Annotated in this window: 23 protein-coding genes; 9 read left to right on the top strand and 14 right to left on the bottom strand. The window is 67.8% G+C overall.

The genetic code is table 11. The features are described from left to right. Window positions 1–42 precede the first annotated feature (42 nt). From thpR to AB7878_RS15550, 5 genes are all read right to left on the bottom strand, one after another. A complete protein-coding gene (thpR, locus tag AB7878_RS15570; protein WP_369495236.1) occupies window positions 43–636 on the bottom strand; it encodes an RNA 2',3'-cyclic phosphodiesterase in 594 nt (197 codons plus the stop codon). Window positions 637–1056: 420 nt separating this feature from the next. Beyond that, on the bottom strand, window positions 1057–1902 hold the full coding sequence (locus tag AB7878_RS15565; protein WP_369495235.1) for a DUF3014 domain-containing protein: 846 nt from the start codon (window positions 1900–1902) through the stop codon (window positions 1057–1059). Window positions 1903–1970: 68 nt separating this feature from the next. Then, window positions 1971–2732, bottom strand: a complete 762-nt coding sequence (locus AB7878_RS15560) for an ABC transporter permease (RefSeq protein ID WP_369495234.1) — start codon at window positions 2730–2732, stop codon at window positions 1971–1973. After that, the gene (locus AB7878_RS15555; protein ID WP_369495233.1) at window positions 2729–3679 is read right to left on the bottom strand and encodes an ABC transporter ATP-binding protein; all 951 of its coding nucleotides are present in this window, start codon (window positions 3677–3679) and stop codon (window positions 2729–2731) included. Before AB7878_RS15555 ends, AB7878_RS15560 begins: the two co-directional genes overlap by 4 nt. A gap of 87 nt (window positions 3680–3766) precedes the next feature. Next, window positions 3767–4984, bottom strand: a complete 1218-nt coding sequence (locus tag AB7878_RS15550; RefSeq protein WP_369495232.1) for a multidrug effflux MFS transporter — start codon at window positions 4982–4984, stop codon at window positions 3767–3769. Window positions 4985–5275: 291 nt separating this feature from the next. On the opposite strand from AB7878_RS15550, the gene AB7878_RS15545 reads away from it, so the two are divergent. Both AB7878_RS15545 and AB7878_RS15540 read left to right on the top strand, forming a co-directional pair. Beyond that, complete coding sequence (locus AB7878_RS15545) at window positions 5276–5743, top strand: SRPBCC family protein (protein WP_369495231.1); 468 nt, start codon at window positions 5276–5278, stop codon at window positions 5741–5743. A 7-nt stretch (window positions 5744–5750) separates the two neighbouring features. Beyond that, window positions 5751–6080 carry an ArsR/SmtB family transcription factor gene (locus AB7878_RS15540; RefSeq protein ID WP_369495230.1) on the top strand — a complete coding sequence of 110 codons (330 nt, stop codon included), beginning with the start codon at window positions 5751–5753 and terminating at the stop codon, window positions 6078–6080. Window positions 6081–6090: 10 nt separating this feature from the next. On the opposite strand, the gene AB7878_RS15535 is transcribed toward AB7878_RS15540, so the two are convergent. Beyond that, a complete protein-coding gene (locus AB7878_RS15535) occupies window positions 6091–6453 on the bottom strand; it encodes a YciI family protein (RefSeq protein ID WP_369495229.1) in 363 nt (120 codons plus the stop codon). Between the two features lie 169 nt (window positions 6454–6622). Between AB7878_RS15535 and AB7878_RS15530 the strand changes: the two genes are divergently transcribed. From AB7878_RS15530 to AB7878_RS15520, 3 genes are all read left to right on the top strand, one after another. Next, on the top strand, window positions 6623–7276 hold the full coding sequence (locus AB7878_RS15530; RefSeq protein ID WP_369495228.1) for a dihydrofolate reductase family protein: 654 nt from the start codon (window positions 6623–6625) through the stop codon (window positions 7274–7276). Window positions 7277–7375: 99 nt separating this feature from the next. Then, on the top strand, window positions 7376–7804 hold the full coding sequence (locus AB7878_RS15525; RefSeq protein ID WP_369495227.1) for a DUF2178 domain-containing protein: 429 nt from the start codon (window positions 7376–7378) through the stop codon (window positions 7802–7804). Next, complete coding sequence (locus tag AB7878_RS15520; protein WP_369495226.1) at window positions 7794–8039, top strand: helix-turn-helix transcriptional regulator; 246 nt, start codon at window positions 7794–7796, stop codon at window positions 8037–8039. The genes AB7878_RS15525 and AB7878_RS15520 overlap by 11 nt, the downstream gene beginning before the upstream one ends. A 54-nt stretch (window positions 8040–8093) precedes the next feature. Here AB7878_RS15520 and AB7878_RS15515 read toward each other — a convergent pair whose 3' ends face one another. Then, on the bottom strand, window positions 8094–10046 hold the full coding sequence (locus AB7878_RS15515; protein ID WP_369495225.1) for a M61 family metallopeptidase: 1953 nt from the start codon (window positions 10044–10046) through the stop codon (window positions 8094–8096). A gap of 129 nt (window positions 10047–10175) precedes the next feature. Here AB7878_RS15515 and AB7878_RS15510 point away from each other — a divergent pair, with 129 nt between their 5' ends. After that, window positions 10176–10718 (top strand): DUF924 family protein, encoded by a 543-nt coding sequence (locus tag AB7878_RS15510; protein WP_369495224.1) that lies wholly within the window; start codon window positions 10176–10178, stop codon window positions 10716–10718. 102 nt (window positions 10719–10820) lie between these two features. Here the strand turns inward: AB7878_RS15510 and AB7878_RS15505 are convergent, their stop codons facing one another. From AB7878_RS15505 to AB7878_RS15490, 4 genes are all read right to left on the bottom strand, one after another. Next, window positions 10821–13082 (bottom strand): thiamine pyrophosphate-dependent enzyme, encoded by a 2262-nt coding sequence (locus tag AB7878_RS15505; protein ID WP_369495223.1) that lies wholly within the window; start codon window positions 13080–13082, stop codon window positions 10821–10823. Between the two features lie 48 nt (window positions 13083–13130). After that, window positions 13131–13607 carry a hypothetical protein gene (locus AB7878_RS15500; RefSeq protein ID WP_369495222.1) on the bottom strand — a complete coding sequence of 159 codons (477 nt, stop codon included), beginning with the start codon at window positions 13605–13607 and terminating at the stop codon, window positions 13131–13133. After that, on the bottom strand, window positions 13604–14146 hold the full coding sequence (locus AB7878_RS15495; protein ID WP_369495221.1) for a GNAT family N-acetyltransferase: 543 nt from the start codon (window positions 14144–14146) through the stop codon (window positions 13604–13606). Before AB7878_RS15495 ends, AB7878_RS15500 begins: the two co-directional genes overlap by 4 nt. A gap of 106 nt (window positions 14147–14252) precedes the next feature. Continuing rightward, on the bottom strand, window positions 14253–15425 hold the full coding sequence (locus AB7878_RS15490; protein WP_369495220.1) for an acyl-CoA dehydrogenase family protein: 1173 nt from the start codon (window positions 15423–15425) through the stop codon (window positions 14253–14255). A gap of 289 nt (window positions 15426–15714) precedes the next feature. Between AB7878_RS15490 and AB7878_RS15485 the strand changes: the two genes are divergently transcribed. Together AB7878_RS15485 and AB7878_RS15480 are read left to right on the top strand one after the other, a co-directional pair. Next, window positions 15715–16590 (top strand): DMT family transporter, encoded by an 876-nt coding sequence (locus tag AB7878_RS15485; protein ID WP_369495219.1) that lies wholly within the window; start codon window positions 15715–15717, stop codon window positions 16588–16590. 32 nt (window positions 16591–16622) lie between these two features. Next, on the top strand, window positions 16623–17510 hold the full coding sequence (locus AB7878_RS15480) for an aldo/keto reductase (RefSeq protein ID WP_369495218.1): 888 nt from the start codon (window positions 16623–16625) through the stop codon (window positions 17508–17510). A 102-nt stretch (window positions 17511–17612) separates the two neighbouring features. Here the strand turns inward: AB7878_RS15480 and AB7878_RS15475 are convergent, their stop codons facing one another. The 3 genes from AB7878_RS15475 to AB7878_RS15465 all read right to left on the bottom strand — a co-directional run bounded on the left by AB7878_RS15475 (window position 17613) and on the right by AB7878_RS15465 (window position 24595). Next, window positions 17613–18536 (bottom strand): 5'-nucleotidase, encoded by a 924-nt coding sequence (locus AB7878_RS15475; RefSeq protein ID WP_369495217.1) that lies wholly within the window; start codon window positions 18534–18536, stop codon window positions 17613–17615. Between the two features lie 191 nt (window positions 18537–18727). Further along, a complete protein-coding gene (locus AB7878_RS15470) occupies window positions 18728–19489 on the bottom strand; it encodes an NAD kinase (RefSeq protein WP_369495216.1) in 762 nt (253 codons plus the stop codon). A 174-nt stretch (window positions 19490–19663) separates the two neighbouring features. Continuing rightward, entirely contained in the window at window positions 19664–24595 is a 4932-nt protein-coding gene (locus tag AB7878_RS15465) for an NAD-glutamate dehydrogenase (protein WP_369495215.1), read from the bottom strand. Window positions 24596–25108: 513 nt separating this feature from the next. On the opposite strand from AB7878_RS15465, the gene AB7878_RS15460 reads away from it, so the two are divergent. Beyond that, window positions 25109–26275 (top strand): efflux RND transporter periplasmic adaptor subunit, encoded by a 1167-nt coding sequence (locus AB7878_RS15460; protein ID WP_369495214.1) that lies wholly within the window; start codon window positions 25109–25111, stop codon window positions 26273–26275. Window positions 26276–26278: the final 3 nt, after the last annotated feature.

Below are 26278 nucleotides of genomic sequence, written 5' to 3'. Positions count from 1 at the left end.
TGGCAAGGCAACGCGGGCTATGTGGAGGCCGTGAACAGGCTCTTAATCCTGCAGCGGCCAACTCGCCAGCGTGCGGTAATCGTGCTGCCCCACCACGCTCTGGATCAGCGCGATCCCGCTCACCCGCCAGTGCACGGGTTCGACCTCCGTCTCCGGCAGCAACTCGCGGCCATAGGCCAGCGTGACGTGTGGCACGAAGCGGTTCTCCAGCCGCAGCCCCGGCACCGTGCGCAGCAAGGCTTCGCGCCAGTGCACCCACAAGGCCTGCAAGGGCTCGGGTGACACGCTGCCGCACAGCACCCGCGGCGGACGCCGGCCGTGGAAGCTGCGCACGCGGTCCAGCGTCCAGTCGAAGGCCGCGCCGCGCACCAAGCCGGCGACACGTTCCGTCGCCGCGACGAGATCGGGGCGCGGCGACGCGTGGTCACCCAGGAAATGCACCGTGACGTGGTAGCGCAATGGGTCCACCCAACCGGCACCCGCCCCCGGCCGGGCCCGCAAGCTGGCCGCCGTCTGCGCCAGCGCGGCACGTACATGCTCATCCGGCAGCAACGCCAGAAACAGGCGATGGATGGTCGGGGCGGGCACGTGCCCGCCGCCGAACAGGTCATGCTGCGATGCGTGCGGGTGATTCATGGGGTGCTCGTCACCGGGAATGCCGATTCTGCCTGCCCGCAGCGCACTTTCCACAGCTTGCGCTCACCCGGAAGGCCGGCGCTGGCTCATGCACCGCAGCATGCGATGGCGCGCACAGCCGGCTAGCGGCAATTGTGCAGGCCACGTGAATGCGATTAAAGTGCGCCCGACGGCCGCACAGGGGCGGCCGAGGGGTGAAGCATGCACATGCCGCTGACCCGCTCCGCAGTGGAACGCGGAGTATCGAGGGTCGCACGGATGCTCGCCGGAAAGACTCCCGTCGTACCGACACCGCAGCGTCCGCCCGTGACGGCGCCCGCGCTGGTGTCGTGGCTTTCGGAAACGCACTCGCGCCGCGCCGACGAGGATGCACGTCGCGCTCAGCTGTGCGAGGTCGACTAAGTTCGACGAACCGGCTCGTCAATGCGCCGGCGCGGTCGATGGCGGCCGTGCCGTCAGCAGGTCACGGATCGTGCGCAGCTTCGCCTTGAGTTCGGTCTCGTTGGCCGGACCCACTCGCAGCATCAGCTTCTGCCCCACCGACAGCGATTCCAGCGCGGGATCGACGTAGACGTAACGCCCCTTCTCCAACTGCAGCGCGGGCGGTTGCGCCGGCATGGGCGCGGCCAGCATGTCGTCGATCGCCACGATCAGCCGGTCGTTGAAATAGCCCTTGGGATAACCCAGTTCGCGCCAGGCTTGCTGGAACAGCGGGTAGCTGTGCACGTACCACGCCACCAGCGCCTGCGGGTCGGCGTGCTGCACGATGGCCATGTAGGGCGCGTAGCGCTCGGCGTTGCGCGCATCGGCGGTGAGGATGCCCTGGGTCTCGCCGACCCGGAACGCGCCGCGCGGCGTGTGCAGCGGCAGGATGAAGCTGCTGCCCAGTTCGTGCCGCGGCAATGCGTCGACGGTGGCCACGATGTGGTTCACGACGGATTGCGGCAGCAGCAGATCCTTCAGCCCGTCGCCGCCCAGCGCGACCAGCGCCGAACGCACGCTGGCATCACTGTCGCCCAGCGCGGGCAGCGGTGCGGTGGAAGCGGGGGCCGGTACCGAAGCCTGCGCGATCGGGTGCTGGATGCCGGCCGCCGGGGGCGGCGCCGTCGTGCTGGCAGTGGCCGCGGTGGACGCCGATGCCGGCCCGGCGCCTGCATTCGGCTGCGTGGCGCGCCATGCCACCCAGGCACCCACCGCCACGATGACCGCCACCACGATCACCGCGGGCACCCAGCCGCTGCTGCCCGATTTGCGCCGATACGTCACCCTTCACCTCCACGCCATCGTCCCGATCCGGATTCGACTCGCGCGCGGCCGAATCGTTCAGTGCCGCCTCAGACCTTCAACTTGTAGCCGGTCCGGAAGATCCACCATACCGCGGCCAGGCACAGCGCGAGGAAGCCCAGGGTGGCGGCAAGGCTGATGCCCACGCTCACGTCGGCCAGATCGAAGAAGCTCCAGCGGAAACCCGAGATCAGGTACACCACCGGATTGAACAGCGTCACCTTCTGCCAGAACGGCGGCAGCATGTGGATGGAGTAGAAACTGCCGCCGAGGAAGGTCAGCGGCGTGATCACCATCAGCGGCACCACCTGCAGTTTCTCGAAGTTGTCCGCCCAGATGCCGATGATGAAACCGAGCAGGCTGAAGGTGATCGTGGTGAGCAGCAGGAAGGCGATCATCACCAGCGGATGCGCGATCGAGTAGTCCACGAAGACGCGCGCCGTGGCCAGGATGATGAGCCCCACGATGACCGCCTTGGTGGCGGCCGCGCCCACGTAGCCCAGCACGATCTCCAGGAACGACAGCGGCGCCGAATGCACCTCGTAGATGGTGCCCACGAACTTCGGGAAATAGATGCCGAACGAGGCGTTGGAGACGCTCTGCATCAGCAGCGACAGCATCACCAGGCCGGGGATGATGAAGGCCGCGTAGCTGACCCCTTCCACGCTGGTGATGCGCGAGCCGATCGCCGAGCCGAACACCACGAAATACAGCGAGGTGGACACCACCGGCGAGGCGATGCTCTGCATCAGGGTGCGCCCGGTGCGGGCCATTTCGAAGCGGTAGATCGCGCGGATGCCGTACCAGTTCATGCGCCCTCCTTCACCAGTTGCAGGAAGATCTGCTCCAGCGTGTCCTGCCGCGTACTGAGGTCGCGGAAGCGGATGCCGGCCGCGGCCAGGTCGGCCAAGAGCGCGGTGATGCCGGTGCGCTCACCTTGCGTGTCGTAGTTGTAGACCAGCTCGTTGCCGCCCGCGGCCAGTTCCAGCCGGTGCGGCGCCAGCGCGTCGGGCACCTTGTCCAGCGGATCATGCAATTGCAGGCGCAGCTGCTTGCGGCCGAGCTTGTGCATCAGCGCGGCCTTCTCCTCCACCACGATCAGCTCGCCCTTGTTGATCACGCCCACGCGGTCGGCCATTTCCTCGGCCTCCTCGATGTAGTGCGTGGTGAGCACGATGGTGACGCCGCTCTCGCGCAGCCGCCGCACCATCGCCCACATGTCGCGGCGCAGCTCCACGTCCACGCCCGCGGTGGGCTCGTCGAGGAACAGCAGCCGCGGCTCGTGCGACAGCGCCTTGGCGATCATCACGCGCCGCTTCATGCCGCCGGAGAGCATCAGCATCTTGTTGTCGCGCTTGTCCCACAGCGACAGCTCCTTCAGCAGCCGCTCGATGTAGGCGTCGTCCGGCGCCTTGCCGAACAGGCCGCGGCTGAAGCGCACCGTGTTCCACACCGTCTCGAACGCGTCGGTCTTCAGCTCCTGCGGCACCAGGCCGACCAGCGAGCGGCTGGCGCGCCAGTCGCGCACGATGTCGTGGCCGTCCACCGTGATGCTGCCGGCGCCGAGGTTGACGATGCCGCAGATGATGCTGATCAGCGTGGTCTTGCCCGCGCCGTTCGGGCCGAGCAGCGCGAAGATCTCGCCGCGGCGAATCGTGAGGTCGATCGGTTTCAGCGCCTGGAAGCCGCCGGGGTACACCTTGTCCAGCCCGCGCACGACGAGGATGTCGTCGCTCGCCGTCTGTGCCACTGCATTCATGCGTGCCTCCGCGTTCGACAGGTGAAAGACAATCACCGCTTGTTCTTCTTGCCGTCATTCCGGCCTGCGCCGGGACGACGGCACACATCAGACCTGCTCCACCGCCACGCCATCCATGGTGGGCTCGTCGTCCCGGCGCAGCGTAACCCGCGCCAGCAGGAACGCGACCACCGAACAACCGGCGATGCCGCCCACCATCGGCAAGGCGCTGCCGTCGAGGAAGCGCCCCACCACCGCGATCACCAATGCGCCGGTGACGAACTGCAGCGTGCCCATCAGCGCCGAGGCGGTACCCGCGATCGGGCCGTGCCGGTCCAGCGCCAGCACTGCGGTGGTCGGGATCACCAGGCCGAGGAAGCCGTAGCCCACGAACAGCAGCGCCATCAGCAGGTCCAGCCGATCCATGCCGGCAGCGACCAGACCGAACAACGCCAGCATCGTGGCGGCATAACCCGTCACCGCGCTGCGTACCACCCGGCGCAGGCCGTAACGCTCGCCCAGCCGGCCGGTGAACTGCGCCGCGCCGATGAAGGACACCGCGTTCACCGAGAACGCCAGGCTGTACTGCGTCGGCGTGAGCCCGTAGTGCTCGATCAGCACGAAGGAAGAATTGGCGAGGTAGGTGAAGAAGCTGGAAATGCCGAACGCGCCGATGAACACCAGCCCCAGGAACGGCCGGTCGCGCAGCAGCGTGCGGTAGGAAACCAGCGCCGAGCGCAGGCTGCTTTCCATCCGCTGCGTCTTCGTGCGCGTCTCCTTCAGCACGAACACCGCCAGCGCGAGGCCCAGCACCGCCGCAGCCGCCACCACCCAGAAGATGCCGCGCCAGCTCGCCAGCCGGATCACCAGGCTGCCGGTCAGCGGCGCCAGGATCGGCGACACGCTGAACACCAGCATCAAGAGCGCCATCAGCCGCGCCGCCTCGGTGCCGGTGTGCATGTCACGCACGATGGCGCGCGGGATCACCATGCCCGCGCAGGCGCCCAGACCTTGCACGAAACGGCAGGCGATCAGGCTGTGGATGTCCGGCGCCAGCGCGCAGCCGATGCTGGCTACGGCGAACAGGCACAGGCCGAAGTAGATCGGCGGCTTGCGCCCCAGCATGTCCGACAGCGGCCCGTAGATCACCTGGCCCGCCGCGATCGCCGCGAAGAACGCCATCAGGCTCATCTGCGCCGCGTCCACGTCGGTGTGCAGTCCGCGCTGGATGCCTGGCAGTGCAGGCAGGTACATGTCGATGGCGAACGGACCGACGGCTGACAGCAGGCCGAGCACCAGCGCCGTACCGAACAGGCGGGACGTCATGGCAGAACCTCGATGAAGATGCGGGGACGGAGCCGAAAGCGCCGCGGACGGCGCGCCAACGTGCGGAATCACTGGGGCTGGCAATATTAAACCAATGGGTTCTGAAATCAACCCGCCGCATGCAAGACACCCGTGCCGCGAGCGCAGGAATGGACGATTATTGCTGCGTCCGTGCGCCAATTCCGCCATACGCCGGCCTTGGCGATCACGCAACCTGAAAGTTGCATTTCTCCAGGAACCGCTCCAACATGCAACCTCAAGGTTGCCTTTTACCGGCCACGGAGAATTCCCATGAGCACCAGCGCAAACAGCGACCGCATCGAACGCCAGATCCTCCTTGCGGCCCCGCGCGGCAAGGTCTGGCACGCCCTCGTCGACGCCGAGTCCTTCGGCGACTGGTTCGGCGTGAACCTGAAGGGCCAGCGCTTCGTCGTCGGCGAAACCACGCACGGCCACATCACCTACCCCGGCTACGAACACCTGGTGTGCGAGATGCAGATCGAACGGATCGAACCCGAGCAGCGCTTCGCGTACCGCTGGCATCCCTACGCGGTCGATCCCGCCGTCGACTACACGCAGGAGCCGACCACGCTGGTGGAATTCGCGCTGGAAGAGCATGCCGACGGCATCCTGCTGCGCCTCGTCGAATCCGGTTTCGACCGCGTCCCGCTGGCGCGCCGTGCCGAGGCCTATCGCATGAACAGCGGCGGCTGGGACGAGCAGATGCGGAACATCCAGAACTACCTGGCCCGGCACTGAGCACGCCATGCCGAAGCAACCTGCCTGGCAGAAGAGCGCGCCGGTGTTCGCCGCGCTCGGCGACCCGACCCGGCTACGCCTGCTCGCCGCACTGTGCGCCGGCGGCGCACTGTCGATCGCGCAGCTCACCGCCGGCACCGCGATCACCCGCCAGGCCGTCACCAAGCACCTGCAGGTGCTGGCGGATGCCGGACTGGTGCGCAACGACTGGCAGGGACGCGAGCGGCTCTGGGAACTGGAACCGTCGCGGCTTGCCGAGGCGCGCCGCGCGCTGGACGCGATCGCGGCGCAGTGGGACCAGGCACTGGCGCGCCTGAAACGCCTCGTCGAGCGATGATGGCCGCGACTCACGCCGCCTCGGCGCAATGCTCCATCACCTGCCGCACCTCGCACTCGATTTCCCATTCCTCGCCATGCACGGCAAGGAAGCGACGGGTAAGCTCCAGCGCTTCGTCCATCGAAGCGGCCTGCAGCATCGCATAGCCGGCCACCACCTCCTTCGCCTCGGTGAAAGGGCCGTCGATCACCGTCTGCCGGCCACGCGACAGGCGCATGCGCTTGCCTTCGGTCGTGGGCTGCAGGCCGGCGGTATCCAGCAGCGAACCGGCCGCCGTCATCTCGGCCATCAGCTTGCCCATGTCTTCCATCAATTGTGCATTGGGCTTCTGGCCAGCGCGTTCGTTGATCCGCACCATCGAAAGGAATCGCATCGCGTCATCTCCTGTGGGTATCGACACCGCGGCATGCGGCGCTCGTCTGGACGACGAACGGCGCCATGGCGGATCGACAAGCCGCGGAGCGCTCCGAAAACCCGCCGTTTTGCCTTCGGAAGGCCGTACGCGATACAAAGCGCACACGCCATCGACCCCGGGTATCCCCATGAGCAAGGTTCGCGTCGCCGGTTTCTCGCTGTCACTCGACGGTTTCGGCGCAGGCGTCGAGCAGAGCCTGGACGACCCGCTGGGCAAGCGCGGCAAGGAGCTGTTCCAGTGGTACTTCGGCACCCGCACGTTCCATGCGATGACCGGCCAGCCCGGTGGCGCGCAGGACGTGGACGACGCCTACGCGGCGCGTGCCATGGCAGGCTTCGGCGCCTTCATCCTCGGGCGCAACATGTTCGGCCCACAACGCGGGCCGTGGCCGGACGATGGCTGGAAAGGCTGGTGGGGCGAAGACCCGCCCTACCACGCGCCCACCTTCGTGCTCACCCGGCACCCGCGCGAACCGATCCCGATGGCGGGCGGCACCACCTTCCATTTCGTCACCGAAGGCATCGAGGCGGCGCTGGCGCAGGCGCACGCCGCGGCCGGCGACAAAGACGTGAAGATCGGCGGCGGCGTGAGCACGGTGCGCCAGTACCTGCAGGCAGGCCTGGTGGACGAGCTGCATTTCGCGATCTCCCCGGTGGTGCTGGGCCGGGGCGAGGCCCTGTTCGCGGGACTGGATTTGCCGGCGCTGGGCTTCCGCGTGGTCGAGCATGTGGCCACCGCAGCGGCCACCCACGTGACGCTTGCCCGTCACGTCCGAGCGTGAGCCGATCACATCACTTGCTTGGAAAGGTTATTTATCTTGACATGATGTAAAAAATATCGAACATTGGGTTCGCCACAGCGAACTCAATGGGGAAGCATCATGTCGTCACTGGAAAAACGCGCCTGGCTGACCTTGTGGAGCCAGTGCCCGCCTTACCTCGTCTATTTCCTGGTCCAGGCCGTCTGGCCGAACTGGCTGACCACGTTCCAGCAGCGCATCGCCTGCCTCGCCGTCGTCGCCGGCGTGCACGCCATCGCTTACGTGATCGGCCTGCTGTGGATGAAGCGGCAGGAGCGCGGCGAGCCGCTGCTGCTGGACGAGCGCGACCGCGCCATCGACGGACGCGCCACCCGCACCGCCTACTTCGTGATGCTGACCGGCATGATCGTGGTCGGCGTGGTGATGCCCTTCAGCGACAGCGGCTGGAAGCTCACCAACACCGCGCTGTTCGCGATCGTGCTGGCCGAGACGGTGCGCTACGCGCTGATCGTGGCGGGCTACCGCGGGACGCCTCGCCTTGCCCACTGAGTCGCTCACCAACGAAGTGCGCCTGCTGCGTTTCCTCGCGCAGGACATGACCCAGGCCGAACTGGGCCGGCGCGTGGGCCTCACGCGCCAAACCATCGCCGCGATCGAACAGGGCCGCTACTCGCCCTCGCTGGAAGTGGCGTTCCGGATTGCCGACGTGTTCGGCAAGCGGCTGGACGAGGTGTTCCACTGGAACCCCGGCGGGCGCGAGGACGTCGAGCGCGACGCGGGCTGACTCCCTCTCCCCCAGCCCCTCTCCCGCCAGCGGGAGAGGGGAGCGGCCACGGCGCTACTTGCGCGCCGCGATGATCTGGTCGAGGTAATCCGGCGTGCCGGCGATGCGTTCCAGGTGCGGGTATTGCAGGCCGCCGTGGTAGTCCACCGGCACGGTCTGCAGGTTGCCCTGGTATTTCAGCAGCAACTGGATCGGCGCCGCGCCGGTCTTGGCGGCGGTGATCGCCTCCTTCAGTGCATCGCTGGAATACGCCTGCCCGTTCACCGCCACCACGGTGGCGCCGGTGCTGACGCCGGCCTTGAACGCGGGGCCGTTCCAGCGCACGTCGTTGATCTCGCCGCTCTTGGTGAGCGTGAGGCCGATCGACCAGGCGAAGTTGTACATGTGGCGCGAGGATTCCGGCCGGCTGTTGTACTGCTTCTCGTATGCGCTGGGCGTGTCGGTGTAGATCAGTTTCCAGCCCGAGGCGGCGAGACCGTCCAGCAGCGGCGGATTCAGCGCATCGGCACGCGCTTTGAGGAAACCGGCCCAGTCATACTTCGCCACACCGTCCAGTGCTGAGACCACGTCGTCGAAGGTATAGGTCTTCGTCACGTAGCTGCCGTTGTCCACGCCGAAGAAGGCCTTCGCGAAATCGTCCAGCGATTGCTTGCCGTGGGTGAGTTCGCGCAGCTTGGCGTCCACCGCCAGCCACAGCATCTGGCCGCCCGAGTAGTAGTCCTCGCTCATCTGCCAGCTGCGGTACGGCAGCGCCGAACGGTGCGCGGCGGTGGCGTCGTTGGTGGTGTCCTCCAGCGTGCGCCACTGGAAGCCGGGGCGGTTGCGGTCGTAGTTGGCCGCCACCATCGCCAGCGCATCGCGGAACTGCTGCGGCGTCCACAGGCCGGCGCGCGCGGTGAGCACGAAGCCCCAGTACTGGGTCTGGCCCTCGTACACCCACAGCAGCGAATCGCCCATCGGCACGTTGAAGTTCGGCGTCGTGAGGTCAGCCGGGCGGCGAAACTTGCCGTTCCAGGAGTGCACGTATTCGTGCGCCAGCAGATCGCGGTTCGGCGCGTTGTCGGCCCAGGCGGTGAAGTAGTCCGCGCCCATGCCGTCCTCGCTGGACTGGTGGTGCTCCAGGCCGTTGCCGGCCAGCTCGTCGGACAGCGAGAACAGGAAGTCGTAGTGGTCGTAGTGATGCGAGCCGAACAGCTTCACCGCCTGGGTCACCAGCGCGCGATGCTGCTTGAGCTGCTCGGGCGTCATCTCCAGGTACTTCGGTGCGTCGGCCACGATGTCCAGATGCACCGGCGCCTGACCGGCGTCGTTGAGCTGTACGCGCTTGAAATACTGGCCCGCGTACATGGGTGAGTCGACCAGATTGTTGTAGCTGACCGGCTTGAAGGTCGTGGTGCTGTCCGACTGCGCAGCCGTCTCCAGCGCGCTGCCGAAGTGCCAGCCCGACGGCAGCGTCACGCTGGGCGTGACATGGATGTCGCGGCTGTAGTGGCCGGCGGGGTACAGGGAAAGCTTGTCCCATTCCAGCATCAGCATGCGGTCGGTCATCTCGTAACCACCGTCACGTGGCGACAGGTACTGGAAATCCGCATCGAGGCTGGTGACGCCCGCGGGCACGTCGAGGTGGAAGGCGTACACGTCGTACTTGTCGCGCTTCCATGCGACCGGCTTGCCGTTGGCGCTGAGCTTCAGGCCCGCGAGCATGGCGACCGGGCCACTGGGCGAGTGGTTGCCGGGAATCCACTCCGGGTACAGCAGGGTCAGCTTGCCGGCCTCGACCGGAATGGTCTCGTGCACGCGGAAGATGCCTTGCCGCGTGTCGCTGGCGTCGACATGGATCGCGATGGTGCCCGGATACGGCGTGTCCTGCGGCACCGGCACCTGCGTGCTGCGCGACACCTGGGCGCAGGCGGAACCACCGGCCAACGCTAGCGACACGGCCAAGGCGAGGCGCGCCACGACATGGCTACGGACGGGTTGCGGACGCACGAACGTGGCGATGGGCATGGCGGCACCTGTGGTCGGGTCGAGGGATTTCTTCAACTTAGCACCCCGTGCGCGCTGCGCGAGGGTGACAACTGGCACAGGCCGGCACTGTGCGACCATGCCCTGCTCCCATCCAGCAAGGCATTCGCGATGACCGAACCTGTCCAACCCCATGAAGTCGTCCGCTTCTGGCACGAGGCCGGTCCCGACAAGTGGTTCGACAAGGACGAGGCGTTCGATCTTGCCTTCACCACGCGCTTCCTCGACACGCACATGGCCGCCGCGCGGCGTGAACTCGACCACTGGCTGGACGAGGCCGAGGGCGCGCTGGCGCTGCTGATCCTGCTCGACCAGCTACCGCGCAACGCCTTCCGCGACACCGCGCACATGTTCGCCACCGATCCGCTGGCACTGGCCTTCGCGCGGCAGGCCGTGGTGCGCGGCCACGACCGCGCCGTGGAACCGGCGCTACGCGTGTTCTTCTACCTGCCGTTCGAGCACAGCGAGGCACTGGCCGATCAGGACCGCGCGGTGGCGCTGTGCGAGGGGCTGGACACTTACGCCAAATACGCGCGCATCCACCACGACGTGATCGTGCGCTTCGGCCGCTTTCCGCACCGCAACGCCGTGCTCGGCCGCGCGACCACGGCCGAGGAGCAGGCGTTTCTGGATGCGGGCGGGTTTGCGGGGTGAGCAGGCTTCCGGGTAGGAGCGCACCCTGTGCGCGAATGCTTTGGGCTTTGATCAAGCGCCAGGACATTCGCGCACAGGGTGCGCTCCTACAACAGCGAAGCGTCAAGCCAGCTTGTGTGCCGCGGCCACCACATCCGCTTCGCCGGGCAGCACCAGGAAGGCCGCGCCGGCCAGCGGGGTGAAGGTGTCGGCACCGACCACGCGCTCCAGCGGCGTGGCGCCCAAGCCAGCTTCCACGATGGCGGTGATCACGCCCTCGCCCACGCCAGCGCTCTTGCGGCCTTCGTCCAGCACGAGGATGCGTTTCGCGCTCTTTGCCTGCGCCGCGATGAAGGCGTCGTTGAGTGGCGCCAGCCAGCGCAGGTCGACCACGCGCACCTTCCACTTCAGCTCTTTTTCGATCGTGCGCGCGGCGCGCAAGGCCATCGGCACGCCGTTGCCGAAGGTGAACACCACCAGGTCCTTCGCCTTGTCGTCGTAGACGCGACCCTCGCCCAGCGCCATCGCCTCGCCCGGTGCGGGATAGGCGAACTGCCACGCACCGTCGCCGGCCTCGTACAAATCCTTGGCCATGTACAGCGCGATCGGTTCGAGGAAGGCGCAGACGCGGCCGTCCACCTTGGCCAGCGCGGTGAGCGTGCGCAGCATCGTCGCGGCATCGTCGCCGCGTGAGGGACAGCCCACGACCAAGCCGGGAATGTCGCGCAGCGCGGTGATCGAGTTGTCGTTGTGGAAGTGGCCGCCGAAGCCGCGCTGGTAACCCAGGCTGGCCACGCGCATCACCAGCGGATTGCGGTACTGGTCGTTGGAGAAGAACTGCAGGCTGGCCGCCTCGCCGCGGATCTGGTCGCCCGCGTTGTGGAAGTAGGCGAGGTACTGGATCTCCGGAATCGGCAGCATGCCCATGTTCGCGTAGCCTTGGGCGAGGCCGAGGATGACGGTCTCGTCCAGCAGCGTATTGAACACGCGCGTGTTCTTGAACGCCTTGTGCAGACCCTTGGTGACCGTGTACACGCCGCCCTTCTGCGCCACGTCCTCGCCGAACAGCAGCGACTCGGGGTACTTCGCCATGACGTCGTGCAGCGCCTGGCCGATCTGGATGGCCAGATGCCGCGGCGGTTGGTTTTCCGGCAGTTTTTCCGCACTGCCGAAGGCCTTGAGGCGCGCCTCCGCATCGTCGCTGCGCTCGGCTTCGGCCTTCACTTTCGCGGGCGTGTACGGCGCCAGTGGCTTCATCACCTCGGCCAGCGTGGTGATGCGCGGACGGCGATCCGCGTCCTCGGCGGCGGCGAAGCAGCGCTTGCGCGTCGCTTCGTTGAGCGCCAGCAGCGCGTCCTTGGTGTACAGCCCCGACTCCAGCGCGATCGCCGCCGAACGCAGCAGCGGATCGGTGGCTTCCAGCGCCACCAGTTCCTCGATGCTGCGCCACTCGATCTCGAAATCCGTGCCGGCATGACCCATCAGGCGGGTGGTGCGCAGGTGCAGGAAGGTGGGGCGGCGCGTGCCACGGCAATGCTCCACCGCTCGCTGCACCTGGGCGTAGCCTTCGGCGAGATCGAGGCCGTCGGCATAGAAATAATCGAGGTTGGAACGCGACTGGAAATTGCTCGCGACCCAGCCGGTCGGCGTCTTCACCGAGATGCCGATGCCGTTGTCCTCGCACACGAACAGGACCGGCGCGGGCAGCTTCTGGTAGGCCGTCCACGCCGCCGCGTTGAATGCGGTCTGCGCGGTGGCGTGGTTGCTTGACGCATCGCCGAACGAGCAGATCGCGATGGAATCCTCCGGCACCGGCAGCGTGTGGCCGATGCGCCGCGCGTGGTCGATGGCGACGGCGGTGCCCAGCGCCTTGGGCAGGTGCGAGGCGATGGTCGAGGTCTGCGGCAGCACCCACAGCGGCTTGCTGCCCCACACCTTGTGGCGGCCGCCCGAAGCCGGGTCTTCCGCGCTGGCGGCGAAGGACAGCGCCGAATCCATCACCGGGTCCATGCCCGGCAGCTTGCGGAAACGCTCGGCCATGAAGCCGCCCGAGCGGTAGTGCAGGAACGCCGGATCAGTATGCCGCGTGAGCCGCGCCACCATCGCGTTGCCCTCGTGGCCCGAGGAACCGATCGTGTAGAACACCTTGTTCTGCACGCGCAGCACACGCGCCATCAGGTCCAGGTGGCGCGAGATCAGCTGCGACTCCAGCAGATCGCGGAAACCCCGCGCATCCAGCGCACTGCCCGGCAGCACCGGCGCATCGTCGCGCGGCGCGGCGCGCACGTCGCCCCGCCATTCGCCGACGAACTCGGTGAAGTTCTGGTCGACGATCTCGGCGCGGTTGAAACCCTTGTGGCGGGCGGCGATGGGGGTGGCGGACATGGTGGGGTGTCTTCCGTAGCGGGAAGCCGCGGTGCGGCGAAAGGAGGATTATCGATCGGGCGAGTGCACGGCCGCCAGCAAGGCGGCGCGCTGCAGATCCTTGGGTCGGGCAAAGTCTTGCAGGAGGCGCACCTGTTCGGCCGGCGCGGGAATCGGCACCGCGATGCCGCCGCAGTCCGCCCGCACCGTCGCGCGCACCCGCACCGGCTGCCAGCCCTGCGGGCCGTGCAGCTCCAGGCCGCCCATCAGTTCCAGCGGCAGGCCGGGGAAGCGGAAACGCGCGAAGCGCGAGCGGAAGCGACCCGCGCCGGTGACGGGCAGGTACGCGGCATAGCGCCGGTCGTGCCACAGCGCGATCAGCACCTCGGCATCGCGCACGCTGGTCAGCACGTCGAGGTCGGCCACGCTGACCTCGGCGCCGGCCAGCGCGGCAGCGGCGCTGCCGATCACCGTCCACGGGTCGCGGCAATGGCGCTCAAGATCCGGCGCGGCCGCTGCCAGCGCTTCGCGCAGCGCCGGGTTCATGCGCGACGGCGCTGCCATTGCTCGCGCGTCTGGCCCCAGATCTCGATGGGCGCATCCTCGAACGGCGCGGGCAGCTTGCCGGGGCCGCGCAGGGTCGAACCCAAACGCTGCGCCAATTTCTGGGAGGCGTGGTTGCCGGGGTCGATGGAATGGATCATCTCGCTCCAGCCCAGATGGGCGAAGGCCCAGTCGGCGGCCGCCACGGTTCCCTCGTAGGCATAACCCTTGCCCCAGGCCACGCGCGCCAGACCCCAGCCGATCTCGGTACCCGGCCAGCCTTCCGGCTGCCAGGGACCGAGCCGCCCGATCCACTGTCCGCTGGCCTTCTCGATCACCGAGAACATGGAGAAACCCTGGATCACCCAGGCGCCAGCCGAAGCCAGGAAACCGCGCCAGGCCACGGCGCGCGCCTGCGCACCACCGATGAAGCGAGCACCTTCGGCATCGGCCATCTTCTCTGCATACGCGTCGAAGTCCTCGATCCGCGGCGGGCGCAGGATCAGGCGTTCGGTTTCGATGCGGATGTCTTGCCAGCTCATCGTTCACTTCCGGCGTGACGGTTCGAGCCCTCTCCCCCGAACCTGTTCGGGGGAGAGGGAGTCAACGGAGCTGCCCCCCGCTCCACTCTTCAATCGAGGAAGGCAGTCAGAACGCGTTGATGCCGGTCAGCTCACGCCCGACCACCAGCTCGTGCACCGTCTCGGTGCCTTCATAGGTGATGACCGATTCCAGGTTCAGCGCGTGGCGGATCGCGCCATGCTCGGTGGTGATGCCGGCGCCGCCGAGGATGTCGCGGCACTGGCGCGCGATGTCGATGGCCATGCGGCAGTTGTTCCACTTCGCCAGCGAGACCTGGGTGGGCTGCATCATGCCGGCGTCCTTGAGGCGACCCAACTGCAGCGACAGCAACTGCGCGGTGGTGATGCGGCGGGCCATGTCGGCGAGCTTGAGCTGGATCGCCTGATTGGCGGCCAACGGTCGATCGAACAGGATGCGCTCGGCGGTGTAGTCCAGCACTTCCTTGAGGCAGGCCTGCGCCGCGCCGATCGGGCCCCAGGTGATGCCGTAGCGCGCCTGGGTCAGGCAGCCCAACGGGCCCTTCAGGCCCTTCACGTTGGGCAGGCGGTTGGCGTCGGGCACGCGCACGTTGTCGAGGAACAGCGCACTGGTGACCGAGGCGCGCAGGCTCATCTTCTTGTGGATCTGCTGCGCGGTGAAGCCCTTCGTGGCCGTGGGCACGATGAAGCCCTGGATGCCGTCGTCGGTCTGCGCCCACACCACGGCGACCTGCGCGAGGTTGCCGTTGGTGATCCACATCTTGGCGCCGTTGATGACCCAGTCGCCACCATCCTTCTTCGCGTGGGTCTTCATGTTGGCCGGGTCGGAGCCGCCGTGCGGCTCGGTGAGGCCGAAGCAGCCGATGATCTCGCCCGCCGCCATCTGCGGCAGGTATTCCAGCTTCTGCTCTTCGCTGCCGTAGGCGTAGATCGGGTACATCACCAGCGAGCTCTGCACCGAGGCGAAGCTGCGCAGGCCGGAATCGCCGCGCTCCAGCTCCTGGCAGATCAGGCCGTAGCTGACGCCGCTCATGCCGGCGCAACCGTACTTCTCCGGGATCGTCGCGCCGAGCAGGCCGAGGCTGGCGATTTCCGGGATCAGCTCGGTGGGAAAGCGCGCCTGGTCGAAGGCGTCGCCGATGATCGGCAGAACCTTCTCGTCGACGAAGCGACCGACGGTGTCCTGCACCATGCGCTCCTCGTCGGAGAGCAGCGAGCGGACGTCGTACAGGTCGAGCGGGTTCAGGCGGGCGGCAGCCATGGGCGTTCCATTGAAGGACAGGAAACCCCGGATTCTACCCGGCCCACCCCATGCCGGTCATGACCGGGCGCAGCAAAGAACGCCAATCCTCAGCGCCCGCGACACATGGATGTGTCGCACGCAATTGAGCATTCAAATGCTCGGCTGCGGAAGCGAGTCTGGACACGCGCCAGACTCGCTGACTCGATTGATCGCCCGGACGGCGATCAATCGAGATTCCAGTACCGGCTGCGCAGCAGGCGCGTCGTGCGATCATGCGGGCCAATCCCCTTCCCGCCACGGAAAACCCATGCTCAAGGGTGTGCTGCTGGGCTTTGCCAGCTTCGCGGCCTTTGCCATCAGCGACGCCTTCGTGAAGGCCTTGCACGGCAGCGTGCCACCGTACGAGTCGGTATGCATCGGCGCCGCGCTGGGCCTGGCCGCCCTGCCCTTCTTGATGGACAAGGGCGACCGCTGGCACGAGGTGTTCGCCGCGCGCCGCCCGAAACTGTGGTGGGTGCGCGCGCTGGCCGGTGCGGTCGGCAACATCGCCTCGGTCACCGCGTTCACCCTGCTGCCGATGGCCGAGGTGTTCTCGATGATCTTCCTGATGCCGATCTTCGTGACCATCCTCTCGGTGCTGCTGCTGAAGGAGCACGTGGGCTGGCGGCGCTGGACCGCGGTGTTCACGGGTTTCGCCGGCGTGCTGGTGGTGCTGCGCCCAGGCTTCCGCCACCTGGGGCTGGGCCACTTCGCCGCGATCGCCTGCGGCATCGCCGCGGCGGGTTCGGTGGTGGCGCTGCGCATGGCCGGCGCCGAGGAAAAACGCATCAGCCTCTACGGCGCCGGCATCATCGGCCCGCTGGTGGCCGGCGGCGTGCTGATGCTGCCGCACTTCGTCTGGCCGAACCTGGCGCAATGGGGCCTGCTCGCCGGCTACGGCCTGCTCGCCGGGCTGGCCAGCGTGCTGCTGATGTACGCCACGCGGCTCGCCCACGCCAACCGCGTGGCGCCCACCCAGTACAGCCAGATGCTGTGGGCGATCGCCTTCGGCTACTGGCTGTTCGGCGACAAGCTCGACTGGCCGATGGGGGTCGGCATCGTCCTGATCCTCGGCGCGGGCCTGTTCACTTTGGTGCGCGAGGAGCGGGTCACCTCATGGTGGAAGCGCACCAAGCTCGTTTGATACCCCGCATCCTTCCCTCCTCGGCCAAGACCATGCAGCCCACACCGCGTCCCGACCTCACCCTCTCCCCCATCGTCGCCGGCCTGTGGCGCATCCGGGACTGGAATCTCGACGTGGCCGGGCGCGTGCGCTGGATCGAGCAGGCGCTGGAGCTGGGCATCACCTGCTTCGACCACGCGGACATCTACGGCGACTACCAGGCCGAGGTACTGTTCGGCGAAGCGCTGCAGGCCGCACCCGCCTTGCGACGACGCATGCAGCTCATCACCAAGTGCGGTATCCGCCTGCGCTCGGCCAATCGGCCCTACCGGGTCAATTACTACGACACCTCGGCCGCCTACGTGCGGGCGCAGGTGGAACAGTCGCTGCGCAAACTGCATACCGAGCAACTGGATCTGGTGCTGATCCACCGCCCCGACTACCTGATGGACGCCGCCGCGCTGGCCGACACCTTCACCACGCTCAGCCGCGAGGGCAAGGTGGCGCACTGGGGCGTGTCCAACCATTCGGCCAGCCAGTTCGCCCTGCTCGATGCCCGCCATCCGCTCGCGACGAACCAGGTCGAACTGTCGCCGATGCAACTGGACGCGCTGGACGACGGCACGCTGGACCAGGCCCAGCAACTCGGCGCACGGCCGATGATCTGGTCGCCGCTGGCCGGCGGTCGCCTGTTCAGCGGCGAGGACGAACAAGCCGTGCGCGTGCGCGCCGAGATGCAGAGCATCGCCGAACGCCTGGGCGTCAGCCTCGCCACGCTGGCCTACGCCTGGGTGCTGCGCCACCCCTCGCGCCCGCACCCGATCACCGGCACGGGCCGCGTCGCCGGGCTGCACGAGGCCGTCGCCGCACTGGATGTTTCGCTGGACGCCGAGGATTGGTACGCGATCTGGACGGCGAGCAAGGGGCATTCGGTGCCGTGATCCAACGGATCACCGATAGGACTGCGCGCGATTGTCTTTCGCTCCGACCGTAGCGCCAAGGCCATCGCGCACAGGGTGCGCTCCTGCAGCGAAGGGTTTGCTTCAGCGGTTTGAAACCCCGTGCGGCACATGCCCCGTAGCCACATGCTTGCGCGCGGATTCCACGTTCGCCGGCGAGTCGTCGAAGAAAATGTCGGCGCCGAATGCGTCGAGGAAGGGTCCCTTGTCGCGACCGCCGAGAAACAGCGCCTCGTCGATGCGCACGCCCCACTTGCGCAAGGTGAGGATCACGCGCTTGTGCGCGGGCGCGGAGCGCGCGGTGACCAGAGCGGTGCGGATCGGCGAGTTCTCCGCGGGAAACGCGGCCTGCAGCCGGTGCAGCGCGGTGAGGAAGCCGCGGAACGGGCCGACGGAAAGCGGTTCGGCCGCGTGTTCGGTCTCGCTGCGATGGAACGCTTCCAGGCCTTCCTCGCGGCTGACGCGCTCACCCTCGTCGCCGAAGATCACCGCATCGCCGTCGAAGGCGATGCGCAGCTGCTCGCTCATGCGCGGCGGCGCGGTGCTGGGCAGGATCGTGGCCGCGGCCACGCCGGCCTTGAGCGCGCGGCCCACGTCTTCGGCGTTGGCGGAGAGGAACAGGTCGGCCTTGAACGGCGCGATGTAGTCGGAGGTGGGCGCGCCGCTGGTGAAGGCGGCGCGGCTGATCTCCAGGCCGTAGTGCTGGATCGCGTTGAAGATGCGCAGGCCGGTGTCGCCGGAATTGCGCGAGAGCAGGATCACCTCCACCGGTGGCACGTCGCCCGCCAGCTTGTTGAGGTCGAGCAGCTTCTGCACCAGCGGAAAGGCCACGCCGGGCTTGAGGATCTCGTCCTCGTGGGCGATTTGGAAGCTGCGGTAGGCATCCAGTCCTTCGCGCTCGAACAGCGCGTGGCTGTTGCCGAGGTCGAACAGAGCGCGCGAAGAGATCGCCACGACGAGGCGGTTGTCGGTGGTGGCGGCAGGGTCGTGGATGGTGGATGGGGGCATGGGGTCAATCTAGCGCAAGCGATGCGCACAGCGTGAGACTGGCTTTGCTGTAGGAGCGCACCTTGTGCGCGAAGGCTCTGGCGCTGACTGGAGCAAAAGCATTCGCGCACAGAGCCTGCCCCGGACTTGATCCGGGGGTGCGCTCCTACGGGGCGGCCGGACCCGTGTGCAAGAGCCCCTTACCCTGACTATCAGTCGGCAGCAAACTGCTCGTCGAGGATGCGTTGTTCGAGGTTGTGCTCGGGATCGAACAGCAGGCGCACGCCCTGCTCCATCGACTGGCTCACCAGCACCTCGCGCACGTCGCGCACTTCGTGGAAGTCGGCGGTGGCGCTGACCGGGCGCTTGCCCGGATCGAGCACGCGCAGGCTGACCCGGGTGCGGTGCGGCAGGATCGCGCCGCGCCAGCGGCGCGGGCGGAACGGGCTGATCGGGGTGAGCGCCAGCACGTTCGCATCCAGCGGCAGGATCGGGCCGTGGGCGGAGAGGTTGTAGGCGGTGGAACCGGCCGGCGTGGCCACCATCACGCCGTCGCAGATCAGGTTCGGCAGCTTCACCGTCTCGTTGAGCTTGACTTCGATGTGCGCGGCCTGGTTGCTCTGGCGCAGCAGCGAGACTTCGTTGAAGGCCAGCGCGCGGCGGGTGTCGCCTGCGGCATCGGTGGTCAGCATCTCCAGCGGAAACAGTTCGGCCGCGTGCGCGCGCGCCACCCGCTCGGACAGTTCGTCCACGCGATGCTTGTTCATCAGGAAACCGACACGACCGAGCTTCATGCCGTACACCGGCACGCCCAGCGCGAGGTGCGCATGCAGGGTGCGCAGCATGAAGCCGTCGCCACCCAGCGCCACGATCAGCTCGGCCTTGTCGACCGGTGCGTCGCCGTAACGCTCCACGAGCTTGCGCCGCGCCTGCTGGGCGACGCTGGTGTCACTGGCGACGAAGGCGAAGCGCATGGGCGAGCGGGCTCCGAAGGCAATGCCGGGAGCTTACTGCATGGGCGCGGCGGCACGTCGGAAAAGCGAAGCCCCGGAAGGGCCGGGGCTTCAAGTACTGCATAAAGTCATTCGCGAGGTTGCCCTCTCCCCCAACCCCTCTCCCGCAAGCGGGAGAGGGGAGGAAACAGGACATCAACCCACCGGCACCTGCGCCAGCTGCGCCAGCCGACGTACCGCCACCGAGGCGATCGGGTAGTCGGCGTTCTGGGTGAGGATCTCGGCCAGCATGCCGCGGGTGTGTTGCAGCGTGGCGTCGTCGCGCTGCAGCCAGACCTGCACCGGCGAAGCACCCTTGCTGCCGCCGGCCAGCGTCAGCACCTGCTGGGCCAGCGCGCGATGCTGGTGGTTGAGCTCGTCCAGCAGCGAACCGCGAGCCTGGGCGTGCCAGTGGCCTTCCACCGGCAGCGCCTCGATCTGGCCGCGCAGCCACTCCAGGTCCAGCGCCTCGCCCAGTTCGTAGAACACGCCGGCGACCTTCTCGATCGGTTGGCCGCTCTGCTGCGCCACCTCGACCATGTCCAGCGCCGCGCGCAGTTCCGAGACGCGCGCCAGCCGCACCGCCAGCGTGGCGGGCAGGCCCAGGCCTTCCCACTTCTCCTGGCTGCTGGCGAAGTCGCCCTTGCCGGTGGCGGTGAGCACCTCCGGCAACGCCTTGCGCAGGGCGCTGACGCCGGCCTGATAGCGCTCGACGTTGGCGGCGATCTCCAGCGTGCCGCCCGGGCGGTTGAGCAGCCAGCGGGTCATGTGGCGCAGCAGCGACCACACCTGCATCACCGCGTCGACCTGGGTGCCTTCGGCCACCTTGCTGTCCAGCGCCTCGATCTCGGCCCACAGCTCGCGCGCCTCCAGGATCTCGCGCGCGGCGGTGTACGCCTTGGCGATCGCCGCCGGGCCTTTGCCGGTGTCCTCCTGCATGCGCATCATGAAGGTGGCGCCCATGCGGTTGATCGTCGAATTGGTCACCGCGGTGGCGATGATCTCGCGCTTCAGGCGATGGCGCTGCATGTGCTCGGCATACTTCTCGTGCAACGGCGCGGGGAAGTAGCGCACCAGTTCCTTGGACAGGTACGGGTCTTCCGGCACGTCGGAGTCGAGCAACTGCTGGAACAGGCGCATCTTGTCGTAGGACAGCAGCACCGCCAGCTCCGGCCGGGTCAGCCCCTGGCCGCGCGTCTTGCGCTCGGTCAGCTCGGCTTCGCTGGGCAGGTTCTCCACCTGGCGATCGAGCTGGCCCTCGGACTCCAGCGTGCGGATGAAGTGCGCCATCGAGCCGATGCGCTTCACCGACTGGTGCTCCATCAGGGTGATCGCCTGGTTCTGGCGATAGTTGTCCCACAGCACCAGCTGGCCGACCTCGTCGGTCATCGCGGCCAGCTGCTTGTTGCGGTCCGCTTCGCTGAGCTCGCCACGATGCACCGCGTCGTTGAGCAGGATCTTGATGTTCACCTCGTGGTCGGAGGTGTCCACGCCGGCGGAGTTGTCGATGAAGTCGGTGTTCAGCAGCACGCCCTTCTGCGCCGCCTCGATGCGGCCCTTCTGGGTCATGCCGAGGTTGCCGCCCTCGCCCACGATCTTGCAGCGCAGCTCGCCGCCGTCCACGCGCAGGCCGTTGTTGGCGCGGTCGCGGGCGTCGGCGTGGGTCTCGCTGCCGGCCTTGACGTAGGTGCCGATGCCGCCGTTCCAGAGCAGGTCCACCGGCGCCTTGAGGATGGCGTTGAGCAGTTCGTTCGGCGCCATCTGGGTGACTTCGGGCTTGAGGCCCAGCGCCGCGCGCGCCTCCGGCGAGACCGGGATAGCCTTCGCGCTGCGCGGCCACACGCCGCCACCGGCGGAGATCAGCGACCTGTCGTAGTCGTCCCAGCTCGAACGCGGCACCTTGAACATGCGCTCGCGCTCGACGAAGGAACGTGCCGCGTCCGGGTTCGGGTCGATGAACACGTGGCGGTGGTCGAACGCGGCGACCAGGCGGATGTGCTTCGACAGCAGCATGCCGTTGCCGAACACATCGCCGGACATGTCGCCGATGCCCACGCAGGTGAAGTCCTGCGACTGGCTGTCGCGGCCCAGCGCGCGGAAGTGGCGCTTCACCGATTCCCACGCGCCGCGCGCGGTGATGCCCATGCCCTTGTGGTCGTAGCCGTTCGAGCCGCCGGAGGCGAACGCGTCGCCCAGCCAGTAGCCGTGCTCGATCGAGATGCCGTTGGCGATATCGGAGAACGTGGCGGTGCCCTTGTCGGCGGCGACCACCAGGTACGGATCGTCCGCGTCGTGGCGCACCACGTCATGCGGATTCACCACCTTGCCCTCGACCAGGTTGTCGGTGATGTCGAGCAGGCCGTTGATGAACAGCTTGTAGCAGGCGATGCCCTCGGCCTGCTGCGCGTCGCGATCGCCACCCACTGGCGGCTTCTTGACGAAGAAGCCGCCCTTCGAGCCCACCGGCACGATCACCGTGTTCTTCACCATCTGCGCCTTCACCAGGCCCAGCACCTCGGTGCGGAAGTCCTCGCGGCGGTCGGACCAGCGCAGGCCGCCGCGCGCCACCGCGCCGAAGCGCAGGTGGATGCCTTCCACGCGCGGCGCGCACACCCAGATCTCGCGGTACGGCACCGGCTTGGGCAACTCGGGCACCGCGTGCGAATCGAGCTTGTAGCTGATGTAGTCGCGGTACGCACCGTTCCACTGCTGGAAGAAGCTGGTGCGCAGGGTGGCGTGGATCGCCGCAATGAAGCTGCGCAGGATGCGGTCCTCGTCGAGGCTGGCGACGTTCTCCAGCAGCACGTTGATCGCGCCCTCGATCGTCTTGATCTGCTCGGCGCGCGGCTGCGCCAGCGCGGCGGCGAGGCCGTCGACCAGCGCCGGATTCGCGGCCTGCACGTGCGCGGGGATCAGCGCCGACATCTCGCCGTGCAGCAGCGCGGCGGCGGTCTTGCGCTCGTCAGTCGAGAGCGTCTCGCGGCGCGGGTCGAACTTGGCCAGGAACAGCTCCACCAGCAGGCCGGCGATCGCCGGATAGCGGTTCAGCGTGTCCTCCATGTACGGCTGCGAGAACGTGCTGCCGGCCTGCAGCAGGTACTTGCAGTAGCCGCGCAGCATCGCCACCTGGCGCCAGCTCAGCTTGGCGCCCAGCACCAGCCGGTTGAAGCCGTCGTTCTCGGCGTTGCCGCGCCAGATCTGCTCGAACGCGTGCTCGAACAGCGAGCCGACCTGCTCCACGCTGAAGGTGAGTTTGCCCACCGGCTGCACCTCGAAGTCCTGGATCGACAGCGGCACGCTGTCGCCGGGGATCTCGTAGACGTGCTCGGTGAGCACGCGCAGGCCCAGGTTCTCCAGTTGCGGCAGCACCTCGGACAGCGCGATGTCGCCGCCGGAACGGTAGACCTTGAAACGCAGCGTCTCCGGTGCCTTCGGCGGGTGGTAGAACGACATGCGCAGCGCGTTGTCGCCTTCCAGCAGCGACAGCTGGTGCACGTCCTCGGCGGCCACCGCCGGGCTCACGTCGTCGATGTAGCCGGGCGGCAGCACGCGCGCGTAGCGGTTCGCCAGCGTCACGCCTTCATGTTCGCCGCGCAGCCTCACCAGCGCGTCGCGCACGTCGTCGTGCCAGTTGCGCGCGATGGCCGCCACGCCCTGCTCCAGCGCGGCGAGATCGTATCCGGGCTGGTCGCCGATCTTCGGGCGCACCACGATGTACAGGCGCGCCAGTGCGTCCTCGCCCATCAGCACCGACGAATCGACCTGCTCGGCGTGCAACACCTCGCCCAGCAGTGCCTCGATGCGCTCGCGCACCGAGGTGTTGAAGCGGTCGCGCGGCACGAACACCTGGCAGGTGAAGAAGCGGCCGTAGCGGTCGCGGCGCATGAACAGCCGCGTGTGTGCGCGCTGGCGCAGCTCGAGGATGCCGACGGCGATCGCGAACAGCTCGTCCTCGCTGCTCTGCAGCAGTTCCTCGCGCGGCAGCGTTTCCAGGATGTGGCGCAGCGACTTGCCGGAATACGAGTCGCGCTTCAGGCTCGAGCGCGCCAGCACCGCCTCCACCTTGTGCCGCACCAGCGGCACGTCCTGCGGGCGCGCCATGTAGGCGCTGGAAGTGAACATGCCGAGGAAACGCTGCTCCGACACGGCACGGCCGCCGGCGTCGAACTTGAGCACGCCGATGTAATCCATGTAGCCGGGACGGTGCATGCGCGAGCGTGCATTGGTCTTGGTCAGGATGATCGCGTCGACCGCGCCGGAATGCGGCAACTCGCTGGCCGCCAGCGTCTTCAGCGAACGCGGCGCCAGCGACTGCTCGCTCTTGCGCAGGATGCCCAGGCCCGAGCCGTCGACCGCACGCAGCACGCGCTCGCCGTCGGCATCGGCCACCTCGTATTCGCGGTAGCCGAAGAAGGTGAAGTTGTCGGCGGCGATCCAGCGCAGGAATTCTCCGGCCTCGCGGGCCGAGGTCGCATCCAGCGCGGGCTTGCGCTGCGGCAGCTCGTCGGCGATCGCCAGCGCCTTGTCGCGCATCGCCGCCCAGTCGCCGACGGCCACGCGCACGTCCTCCAGCGCGGCCTCCACCTGCGCGATCAGCTGCGCCTGCTCGACCGCGTCGGCCACGCGGTCGATCTCGAAGTGCATCACCGACTCGGCCGTGCCCGTGTCGCCGCCGAAGCTCTGCAGCTTGCCGGCCGCGTCGCGCCGCACCGCCAGCACCGGATGGATCACCGCGTGGATCTGCAACCGCGCCGAGATCACCATGCTCACCGTGTCGACCAGGAACGGCATGTCGTCGGTGACGATCTGCAGCCAGCCGCGGCCGGCATGACCCACTTCAGGATTCAGCACGCGCAACGCCGCGCGACCGGGCGTGCGCTGCTGCATGAAGTCCAGCAGGCCGCCGGCCAGGGCGGCCCATTGCGCCGGTGTGTGCAGACCGCGGTCGCCCTCCGTTACCCGCGCGAAGAAGGCGCCGATAAAAAATTGCGCCTCATCAAGGCGCTGGGTGGGGTATCCGGCTTGCTTCAGGGCCTCGAACACGGCGGACTGAAGCGGAACTTCATGGGCTGCACGAATGGCATTCATGGCATCTACTGGTAGTGGGAACGAATTGACGCGATAAAGCCCCAAAAGGATACGCTCCGCGTCAGGGTGAATCCACCGTGCCGCCGTTGTGCACAGCGTCATGAAACGTGGTTTGTCCGTACCCGTGCGTAGCGTGCACGCGCGTCGCCAGCACCATGACGCGAGCACGCGCGGCGGACACGCCAGTCGCGCGCGGGGGCAACCGACGGATGCGTCGTCACGACATGTGCACTGGCATGCTCCGTCCGGGTTCGCGCAGAGGCAGCCCGGATCTGCGCGCCGGCTCGGCCTGTGCACACGCAAGAAAGTCGCGCAAGCCCTTCAATAAATTGTGAACTGTACGGTATAGTAGCGCTCCTCAAGCCCGCGCCCGCCTGTACGGAGCACGGGACGTGCTCAACTTTTGACACACGACATGCAGGCGGTGGCGCCGTCATGCTCTGCGCCTGGCGCAGGCTGGACGCGCTCCCCTCGCGATACCCCAAATCACGATCAGCACGCTTCGGAGTCCCCATGAAATCCCCGTCCCTGCGCGCACCCGCGTTGTGCCTTGGCCTGCTGGCCCTGACCGCCTGCGGCAAGAAGGAGCAAGGCCCGCCGCAAATGCCGCCACCGCAGGTGGGCGTGATCACCGCGCAGCCGCAGAACGAGCCGCTGACCAAGGACCTGGTCGGCCGCTTGTCGGCTTTCCGCAGCGCCGACGTGCGCGCCCGCGTGGCCGGCGTGCTGCTGAAGCGTGACTACGTCGAAGGCAGTGACGTGAAGAAGGGCCAGCCGCTGTTCCAGATCGATCCTGCTCCGCTCAAGGCCGCACTGGCCGCGGCCGACGCCTCGCTGGCGCAGGCGCAGGCGACCTACACCAACGCCAAGGTCAACGCGCAGCGTTCGCGTGAGCTGGCGCCGAAGGGCTACATCTCGAAGTCCGACCTCGACAATGCGCTGGCCAGCGAGCGCACCGCCGCGGCCGCGGTGCAGGCGGCCCGCGCCAACGTGCAGAGCGCGCGCATCAACCTCGGCTACGCGAACGTGACCTCGCCGATCGACGGCCGCGCCGGCCAGCAGCAGGTGACCGAGGGCGCGCTGGTGGGCAGCGGCAGCGCCACCCTGCTCACCACGGTGGACCAGATCGACCCGCTGTACGTGAACTTCACCATGAGTGTGGCCGACATGGAGCAGCTGCGCCAGGCGCAGACCAGTGGCGGCGTCACCCTCGCCCAGCCGAACCAGGCCAGCGTGCGGGTGACCCTGCCCGACGGCAGCGCCTACGCCGAACCGGGCACGCTGGATTTCACCGCGGTCACGGTCGATCCGTCCACCGGCGCGCTGAACCTGCGCGCGCAGATTCCCAACCCGAAGCACAGCCTGCTGCCCGGCATGTACGTGACGCTGCAGGCGAAGCTGGGCGAACAGCACAAGGTGTTCGTGATCCCGCAGCAAGCCGTGCTGCGCGACACCGTGGGCGCCTACGTGTTCGTGGTCGGTGCCGACGGCAAGACCAAGCGCCACGACGTCGTCGCCGCCAGCATGAGCGGCGGCAACTGGGTGATCACCAGCGGCCTCGCCGCCGGCGACCAGGTGGTGGTGTCCGGCGTGCAGAACGTGCGTGAGGACGCTCCGGCCAAAGCCTCGCCGTGGCAGCCGCAAGCCGCTGCGGGCGGCAAGCCGGCCAGCGGCAAGTAACGG

Origin of the sequence: Rhodanobacter humi (genome assembly GCF_041107455.1) — a bacterium.
Lineage (GTDB): Bacteria > Pseudomonadota > Gammaproteobacteria > Xanthomonadales > Rhodanobacteraceae > Rhodanobacter_A.
Note: the sequence above shows the minus strand (reverse complement) of the source record. Positions and strands in the feature narration are given on the sequence as shown.

Bases quoted from the DNA above. Each gene is read 5' to 3' on its own strand.
- AB7878_RS15540 (WP_369495230.1), top strand. From the start codon at position 5,751: ATGCCGAAGCAACCTGCCTGGCAGAAGAGCGCGCCGGTGTTCGCCGCG.
- AB7878_RS15460 (WP_369495214.1), top strand. From the start codon at position 25,109: ATGAAATCCCCGTCCCTGCGCGCACCCGCGTTGTGCCTTGGCCTGCTG.
- AB7878_RS15560 (WP_369495234.1), bottom strand. From the start codon at position 2,732: ATGAACTGGTACGGCATCCGCGCGATCTACCGCTTCGAAATGGCCCGC.
- AB7878_RS15530 (WP_369495228.1), top strand. From the start codon at position 6,623: ATGAGCAAGGTTCGCGTCGCCGGTTTCTCGCTGTCACTCGACGGTTTC.
- AB7878_RS15480 (WP_369495218.1), top strand. From the start codon at position 16,623: ATGCAGCCCACACCGCGTCCCGACCTCACCCTCTCCCCCATCGTCGCC.
- AB7878_RS15535 (WP_369495229.1), bottom strand. From the start codon at position 6,453: ATGCGATTCCTTTCGATGGTGCGGATCAACGAACGCGCTGGCCAGAAG.
- AB7878_RS15555 (WP_369495233.1), bottom strand. From the start codon at position 3,679: ATGAATGCAGTGGCACAGACGGCGAGCGACGACATCCTCGTCGTGCGC.
- AB7878_RS15545 (WP_369495231.1), top strand. From the start codon at position 5,276: ATGAGCACCAGCGCAAACAGCGACCGCATCGAACGCCAGATCCTCCTT.
- AB7878_RS15515 (WP_369495225.1), bottom strand. From the start codon at position 10,046: ATGCCCATCGCCACGTTCGTGCGTCCGCAACCCGTCCGTAGCCATGTC.
- thpR (WP_369495236.1), bottom strand. From the start codon at position 636: ATGAATCACCCGCACGCATCGCAGCATGACCTGTTCGGCGGCGGGCAC.
- AB7878_RS15490 (WP_369495220.1), bottom strand. From the start codon at position 15,425: ATGGCTGCCGCCCGCCTGAACCCGCTCGACCTGTACGACGTCCGCTCG.
- AB7878_RS15505 (WP_369495223.1), bottom strand. From the start codon at position 13,082: ATGTCCGCCACCCCCATCGCCGCCCGCCACAAGGGTTTCAACCGCGCC.
- AB7878_RS15510 (WP_369495224.1), top strand. From the start codon at position 10,176: ATGACCGAACCTGTCCAACCCCATGAAGTCGTCCGCTTCTGGCACGAG.
- AB7878_RS15495 (WP_369495221.1), bottom strand. From the start codon at position 14,146: ATGAGCTGGCAAGACATCCGCATCGAAACCGAACGCCTGATCCTGCGC.
- AB7878_RS15525 (WP_369495227.1), top strand. From the start codon at position 7,376: ATGTCGTCACTGGAAAAACGCGCCTGGCTGACCTTGTGGAGCCAGTGC.
- AB7878_RS15465 (WP_369495215.1), bottom strand. From the start codon at position 24,595: ATGAATGCCATTCGTGCAGCCCATGAAGTTCCGCTTCAGTCCGCCGTG.
- AB7878_RS15475 (WP_369495217.1), bottom strand. From the start codon at position 18,536: ATGCCCCCATCCACCATCCACGACCCTGCCGCCACCACCGACAACCGC.
- AB7878_RS15550 (WP_369495232.1), bottom strand. From the start codon at position 4,984: ATGACGTCCCGCCTGTTCGGTACGGCGCTGGTGCTCGGCCTGCTGTCA.
- AB7878_RS15470 (WP_369495216.1), bottom strand. From the start codon at position 19,489: ATGCGCTTCGCCTTCGTCGCCAGTGACACCAGCGTCGCCCAGCAGGCG.
- AB7878_RS15500 (WP_369495222.1), bottom strand. From the start codon at position 13,607: ATGAACCCGGCGCTGCGCGAAGCGCTGGCAGCGGCCGCGCCGGATCTT.
- AB7878_RS15485 (WP_369495219.1), top strand. From the start codon at position 15,715: ATGCTCAAGGGTGTGCTGCTGGGCTTTGCCAGCTTCGCGGCCTTTGCC.